Genomic DNA, 7,173 nt, shown 5'->3' on the forward strand with positions numbered 1-7,173 from the left:
GGCGTACAAGGCGCTGGTGGCCGGCGGCATCTCGCCCACCAAGGCTTTGCTCAGTGACATCGCTGACATTGCCATTCCCACGCGACAGACCATGGCGGTCGTGGCTGAAGCCATCGTCGCCGCTACCAAAGGGGACGTCACGGCCTGGGTTAAACTTGATCCCGCCCGTCCTCCTGCGCCGCCGGTGATCAAGGCCAGCGCCGCCGGTGGCAAAATCACCTTCTCCTGGGGGGCTGCCACCAAGGAAGTCAAAGCGATACCGAAGGATGTGCTCGGGTACTTCCACGATCTCGCCAAGATGCCAGGCATCGAAAACGTGAGCAAGGCTCGTACCATTTACGATGCCACGCGGATCCAGGCTCTGCTGCAACGCGCGGCCTCCAGCCCGCTGCTGGCAGGCTCTTACGGCTTCGAACCGAAAGTCCTGCCCACGCTGCCCTACGTGCAACTGGCCCTCACGCCCAAAGGCGGCGGCGGCGAGACCATTGAGGCCATGAAGCAGCCCAACTCCGGCTACATTCGCCTCATGCGCGACATCAAGGCGGATCCCAACGGCGTGGCCGTCTTCCAGGTCATGCCGGATGCCTTTGAAGCCTATCTGGAAGCCCGAAAATTAGCCGATGAAGTGGGGGTGCCTGCAACGTGGGAATTCCTCGCCAAGCTCGACCTCGCGGTGAACATCTCTGGCTACGAAGTCCAGCGCCTGGCACCCACACCGCCGCGTGCCGGTTCGGGGGCTCCTGGTGCTGTGACCATCGCTCCGCCGAAACGCTCGCTCGATTGAGGTTGGGTAGGCTTTTCGCCTATTGATTACCAGTTGTTTCTGAACAGCTCCTCATAATCCATCCACTTTATAAGGAGTTCATGGACAGCAGGTTTTCCAGTGCCACACTCGCGCCGTATTTGCGTTCCGATGCCTTCTGCTTCTTCGCCCACTCCCCTCCCGCTCTTTGACAAGGTTCGTAAATTTCGCGCTCTGGATGAAGTCCGCGCCGCAGGAATCTATCCCTACTTCCGGGAGATCTCCTCTGCCCAGGACACGGAGGTCATCATCAATGGTCAGCAGGTGCTCATGCTGGGCTCGAACAGCTACCTCGGCCTCACCAATGATCCGCGCATCAAGGAGTCGATCTGCCAGGCCGTGCAGAAATACGGTGCAGGCTGTGCAGGCTCACGCTTCCTGAACGGCACGCTCGACATCCATGTGCAGCTGGAGGAAGAACTCGCTCAGCTCATGAAGAAGCCGGCCGTGCTGCTCTACAGCACCGGCTTTCAGGTCAATCTCGGCGTCATCAGCGCCATCGTTGGACGTGAGGACTGCATCCTGGCAGACAGGGCGAATCACGCCAGCCTCGGCGCAGGCTGCCAGATGGCCCCCGGGAAGACCTTTCTCTTTTCGCACAATGACATGACGTCACTGGCGCGCCGTCTGGCGCACCTCCCGCCGGAATCTCCCAAAATCATCGTGGTGGACGGAGTCTTCAGCATGGAGGGGGACATCATCAAGCTGCCCGAGCTGGTGGCCCTGGCCAGGCAGTACAACGCCGCCGTCATGGTGGACGATGCGCATAGCATTGGCGTCCTCGGTGAGCATGGCTCCGGCACCGCCTCGCATTTCGGTCTCGTGGATGACGTGCACCTCATCATGGGCACGTTCAGCAAATCGCTCGCCAGTCTCGGCGGCTTCATCGCCGGGGAAGCAGACACGATCGACTACCTCAAGCACCACTCCCGCCCGCTCGTTTTCAGCGCCAGCATGAGTCCCGCGAATGTGGCCGCCGCGCTCGCTGCGCTGCGCATCATGATCGCCGAACCCGAGCGCATGGTGCAGCTCTGGGCCAACACCGCTCGCATGAAGCAGGGCCTGCTCGCCCTCGGTTTCAAACTCGGTGCCACCGAGACGCCCATCCTCCCGGTCTATGTGAATGACACGCTGAAGACCTTCATCTTCTGCAAACGCCTGCAGGATGAAGGTGTCTTCGTCAATCCCGTGATCCCGCCCGGTGTTCCTCCCGGTGAAGAATTGATTCGCGTCAGCCTCATGGCCACGCATACCTTTGCTCAGATCGACCGCGCTCTGGAAAAATTCGAGAAGATCGGCAAGGAACTCGGCATCATTTAAAGTCGCCCGGTTACGCCGCAACCGGTCTAAATCCCCATCACCTTCCGGATGACCCAGTCCAGCAGGCGGTCTGGCACGATCCGCACCAGCAGCGAACCCACCACGGAATCCAGCCCGACGGGGTAGCGGGTGCGGGGCCGGCGGGATTCAAGCGCATGCGTCACCGCCTTGGCCACCCGCTCCGGCGGAATCGCCATGGAGGGGACTTTCTCCACCATCTTGCGCAGCGCGATGATGGGGGCTGAGTACAGCTTTTCGCACTCGGGAGGCATGCCCACGAAGAGCTGCTCCGCCGCCTCTCGCGATTTGCTCCAGATCGGCGTCTTGATCGCCCCCGGCTGAATCAAAGCGACCTCAATCCCCCATGGCCGCAGCTCGATGCGCAGCGAATCCGCGATGGCTTCCAGCGCATGCTTCGTCGCCCCATAGCCCGCCAGAAACGGCTCGCACATGAATCCCGAGTTGGAGCCCGTTAAAACGATGCGACCCCGGCTCGCACGGATCAGCGGCATCACCGCCTGTGTCACCGCGATCAATCCCAGCACGTTGACCTCGAACTGCTTTTCAAAGGCCTCCATCGGCATGAATTCCAGCGGTCCCGCCAGCGCGATGCCGGCATTGTTCACCACGCCCTGCAGCCCCGCCGCACCGCACTGCACGCCAACCTCCTGCACCACCGATTTGATTTGCTCACGGTTGGTCACATCGAGGATGACCGGGATGATCTGCCCCTCGGCTCCCGCCAAAAGTGCCTCGCCATCGGCCACCTTGCGCACTCCGGCAAAGACCCGCCAGCCGCGTGCAGCCAGCATGCGTGTGCAGGCTGCACCGATGCCTGTGGAAGCTCCGGTGATGAGAACGTTGCGTGGCACGGCGGTGCTGATGGCGGGCATGAGGAAAGGAGTGAAAAAGGGGGGGGCGGGAAGCGCCGTTTAGTGCGGTCGGGCAGGGCCGGAGGCCAAGGCCCGACGCTTGACCCATCTTGCCCAAAAAGCGAGTTCGGGCCGCTCTTTTCACCGCGCCTCCTTCTGGGGAATGCCCAGCGCCTCAACCCACCAGCGCTGCCGAGGCAGGGCTGGGGATGGCTTCTTCCAGAGAGTTCGCCGCTATCACACGCACCTCGATGAATTCACCCGGCGGCAGGTCTTGCAGCAGCGTTTCGGTGCCGGGGACGGTGCTCAGGGTGGCAAAATTTCCACCACCCATCATCCTCATCTGCACATGGTAACGCAGAGCATGCAGGGCAGGGGGCCACTGCGCCCGGAGGGTGCCCTGACCCACGGCGGTGAGCATGACCTGCGCCACCGACTCCGGCCGCGGCTCACCTGCGGGCGGGTTCAGACCGAAGCGCCGCCAGCGCCCATCGTCAGCGGGTAAAAGCTGACCCAGCTCTTCGATCAGGCTGCGCAGGCGCTGCCGCAGCCGCTTCAGCGCCGCGTTTTTCTTCTGCACGGCGGCTTCCAGGACGGACTTGTGGTGATCCACGGCCTCACGCACCCGCGAGAGGGATTCATGGGTGACCTCGCAGATCGCCGCCGTGGCCCGCATGTCCTGGCTTTCGTGCAGCGGATTCGCGGTGAAGTGGGCGGCCAGTTGCGCGAGCAGCGCCAGACGTTTGGCGAAGACCTCGGGCACCATCGTGGACCGGTCAGGAAAGCCTGCCGCTTCCCACTGCTCATTGAAGCCATGGCCAAACAGGGCTGTCAGTCGGAGGCGGCAGTGGCTCAGGATTCGTTCGCTTTCCAGATCCCGCTCCCGCAGCTCCCGCCGGAGTGCACTGCGTTCAGTCTTCTGTTTGTCGACCTCGAAAAGGGAGGCATGGGCGTTGTCCAGCAACTGCTGGAGTAACGCTGCTGGCGTATGCTTGATCCCGATTTCGCCCTCAAGCTCCAAGCATCCCTGCACAACCTGCCCGCAGAGAACCATCAGCTCCGCATCATTCGTGGGGGTGGGGTTGGTAGCCATGGCAGGAAGCCTGAGGGTTTCTCCAAGTCGGTGCTTGCTGGGAGAGCCAATCGTGCGCTCACTCCCAGTTCTTTCTCGATGATCATTGAACGACAGTCGGCGACTGATCATTGATAAAAAAGCGACATCCCTAGGCTCTCTCAGGAAGTTCACAGCTTGGCTGATGTAAACTTATTGGTAGTCAGTGAATTATTGAGAAAGAGATACGGTTCAGACGTTACGGTTTATCGGTTTCACCGCTCAGTAGTTACTCACCGATAATCGGTGAGCGATTTGTAATCGATTCGCATCTTCGATGCAAGACGACCGCAGGCGAAGAAATACTATCGGCTCATATTAAACGCTTCAATCGTTACAAAATTCCTCGGTCACGATCAGATCGAAAGAGCCAGTTCGCCAAGGTGAAACGACCAGATCGTTAAGTTTGTGTCATGTGTTAACGATTTAACCGTAAACTGACTTGGCACATGGCTCACCCGTCATCACTTGCTTTTCGGCACCTGCAATTTCAAAGATGAAACAATGCGAACGTTACAAGTTGGGAGGCTGAATTGCCGAATCTACTTCTAGGACTCCTCTCTTTATCCTCGCGTATTTGTGATTCCGCCTCCGCTCCATTGCCTGCCGCCGGAATCCCGCTAATCATCGGCCATGCACTCACGCTCCGCCTTTTGCTTCGCGCTGTCCCTTCTGCTCCTTCTCCCGGCATGCAACATCCAGTATGGTCTGCCGACACGGGGTTACGGTTATCCGGCGGGTTTGTCGGTTTTGGCACCCCGGCTCGGCAATTCTGGCAATTACACGTACTACCCGCGTTACGAGGCCTACTACCATCACGACTCGAAGCAGTTCTATTACCCGAACGGCAAGAACTGGGATGTGAAGCCAACCGTGCTCAACAATTCCGCCCAGGAAATTCGTGCCACCCCCGGAGTGCCTTTTCATCTCGACGCTCATCCATCGAAATACCACGATCAGATCAAGCAGGCCTTTCCCATCGACTGGAGCTCCGGCCAAGGCCGCGCTGATGAACCCTACGAGTTTGGCCGCAGCGGCTGGGATCTGGACAACCGGTAGAGTGGGATCGGGTTTCGAGTTGAGCGCTTGACCCATCCTCCCCGCTGACCCACTCTCGCCCGCATCATGGATCGTCTCATCTGCCTGCTTGGCTTGGTCGTGTTTGTGGCGCTGGCCTGGGCGCTCTCGGAAAAACGTCGGCTGTTTCCATGGCGGGCGGTGCTGAGCGGACTGGCGCTGCAGATCACCTTTGGCGTGCTGATCCTCCGCACCCAGTTCGGACACGATTCCTTTGCGCTGCTCGACAAGATGTTCCGCCGCCTGCTGGGCTTCGCCAATGAAGGCGTGGGCCTCGTCTTTGGCCCGCTGGGAGGACCGACCACGCTGCAGGCCGCGTTTGGTCCGAATAACAGCTTCATCCTCGCGCTGACGATCACCGGCAGCATCATCCTCGTCTCCGCGCTCTCCTCCTTTCTGTATCATTACGGCGTGCTGCAGTGGGTCGTCAAAATGGCCGCCTGGGTCATGCGCCGCGTCATGCGCACCAGCGGCAGTGAAACCCTCGCCGCCGCCGCGAACATCTTCATGGGCCAGACGGAGGCCCCCCTCGTCATCAAGCCCTACCTTCCACGCATGACCCGCAGCGAGCTGCTCTGCCTCATGGTCGGCGGCATGGCGACCATCGCCGGCGGGGTGCTCGCGGCCTACGTGTCCTTTGGCATCTCCGCTGGCCATCTGCTCACCGCCTCCGTGATGAGCGCACCCGCCGCGCTGATGATGTCGAAGATCCTGATCCCCGAGACCGAGGAAAGCGAGACCGCCCACGGTGCCAGCAAAGTCATCGAACGCGAAACCGAGAACGGCATCGACGCGCTCTGCACGGGAGCCAGCGACGGCATGAAGCTGGCCATCAACGTCGTGGCCATGCTCATCGCCTTCGTCGCGGTGGTGGCGCTCTTTAATTACATGCTCTCGCTCGGCCTGCGCGCCTTCGGTCAAAATGTGCCGCAGCCCATGCAGCTCGCGCTCGGCTGGCTCAATGCCCCCTGCGCCTGGCTCATGGGCGTGCCGTGGTCCGAGTGCGGGCAGGTGGGGGCACTGCTGGGCGAGCGCGTGGTGCTCAATGAATTCTTCGCTTACCTGCACCTCAGCCAGCAGGGCGGCACCCTCTCGCCCCGCAGTGCAGAGATCGCGACCTACGCGCTCTGCGGCTTTGCCAACTTCGGCAGCATCGCCATTCAGATCGGCGGCATCGGCGCTCTGGTGCCCGAGCGCCGGGGAGAACTGGCGCAGCTCGGCGTCAAATCCATGCTCGGCGGCCTGCTCGCCTGCTATTGCACCGCTTGTGTCGCCGGATTGCTGCTTTAAAGAGTGAGCCTGCATGTCCGCAACCACCGGCCTCCATGTCTCCGACCTCCGCTTTGCCTACTCGGCCGAGGGCTTTCGTGTGCACGTGCCGCAGCTCGAACTCGCCGCCGGCAAGGCCCTCGCATTGGCCGGACCCAGCGGGGCAGGGAAGTCCACCCTGCTGCGCCTGCTTACCGGACTGCTGACTCCTACGGCGGGCAAGGTCAGCCTCGGCACCGCACAGATGGAAACGATGACCCACGAAGCGCGCCGCGCCTTCCGCCTGCAGCACATCGGCCTCGTATTCCAGGACTTCGCCCTGCTCGACTACCTCACCGTCACTGAGAACATCCTCCTGCCGCATCAGTTCCGTGGAACGGCGAATGCGGCGGTCCGCACGAAGATGCTCGATCTCACCCAGCGGCTGCACATTGATCGCTACCTGGACAAGCGCGTCTCGCATCTCTCGCAGGGCGAGCGCCAGCGTGTCGCCGTGGCGCGTGCGCTCGTACATGAGCCGCAGTTCGTCTTTGCTGATGAGCCCACCGCCTCACTCGATCCCGCACGGGGTCGCATTGTGGTGGACATGCTGCTCGAAGACACGCGCCGACGCGGCGCCTGCCTCGTCATGGTCACGCATGATCCCAATCTGCTGCCGCTCTTTGATCAAACCGTTCGCATGGAGGACCTCGCCACCGCATGAGGACCGCCTTCCATCTGGC

General features: G+C 61.4%; 7 protein-coding genes. 5 read left to right on the plus strand and 2 right to left on the minus strand.

The window, feature by feature from the left end:
• Positions 1-784, plus strand: a 784-nt coding sequence (locus WAW39_RS20275; protein WP_422320983.1) for a hypothetical protein, incomplete at its 5' end; no start/stop codon positions are given.
• A gap of 129 nt (positions 785-913) precedes the next feature.
• Positions 914-2,122: an aminotransferase class I/II-fold pyridoxal phosphate-dependent enzyme gene (locus tag WAW39_RS20280; RefSeq protein WP_422320984.1), complete on the plus strand. Its 1,209-nt coding sequence runs from the start codon at positions 914-916 to the stop codon at positions 2,120-2,122.
• A gap of 26 nt (positions 2,123-2,148) precedes the next feature.
• Here WAW39_RS20280 and WAW39_RS20285 read toward each other — a convergent pair whose 3' ends face one another.
• Together WAW39_RS20285 and WAW39_RS20290 are read right to left on the minus strand one after the other, a co-directional pair.
• Complete coding sequence (locus tag WAW39_RS20285) at positions 2,149-3,015, minus strand: SDR family oxidoreductase (protein ID WP_422320985.1); 867 nt, start codon at positions 3,013-3,015, stop codon at positions 2,149-2,151.
• Positions 3,016-3,169: 154 nt separating this feature from the next.
• Positions 3,170-4,087, minus strand: a complete 918-nt coding sequence (locus tag WAW39_RS20290; protein WP_422320986.1) for a fibronectin type III domain-containing protein — start codon at positions 4,085-4,087, stop codon at positions 3,170-3,172.
• A 651-nt stretch (positions 4,088-4,738) separates the two neighbouring features.
• Here WAW39_RS20290 and WAW39_RS20295 point away from each other — a divergent pair.
• The 3 genes from WAW39_RS20295 (at position 4,739) to WAW39_RS20305 (ending at position 7,154) form a co-directional block, all read left to right on the plus strand.
• Positions 4,739-5,164, plus strand: a complete 426-nt coding sequence (locus tag WAW39_RS20295; protein ID WP_422320987.1) for a hypothetical protein — start codon at positions 4,739-4,741, stop codon at positions 5,162-5,164.
• 66 nt (positions 5,165-5,230) lie between these two features.
• Positions 5,231-6,472 carry a NupC/NupG family nucleoside CNT transporter gene (locus WAW39_RS20300; RefSeq protein WP_422320988.1) on the plus strand — a complete coding sequence of 414 codons (1,242 nt, stop codon included), beginning with the start codon at positions 5,231-5,233 and terminating at the stop codon, positions 6,470-6,472.
• Positions 6,473-6,485: 13 nt separating this feature from the next.
• Positions 6,486-7,154, plus strand: coding sequence for an ABC transporter ATP-binding protein (locus tag WAW39_RS20305; protein ID WP_422320989.1), 669 nt, complete (start codon positions 6,486-6,488; stop codon positions 7,152-7,154).
• Positions 7,155-7,173 lie beyond the last annotated feature (19 nt).

The organism is Prosthecobacter sp. (genome assembly GCF_049294395.1).
Classification (GTDB): Bacteria; Verrucomicrobiota; Verrucomicrobiia; order Verrucomicrobiales; family Verrucomicrobiaceae; genus Prosthecobacter.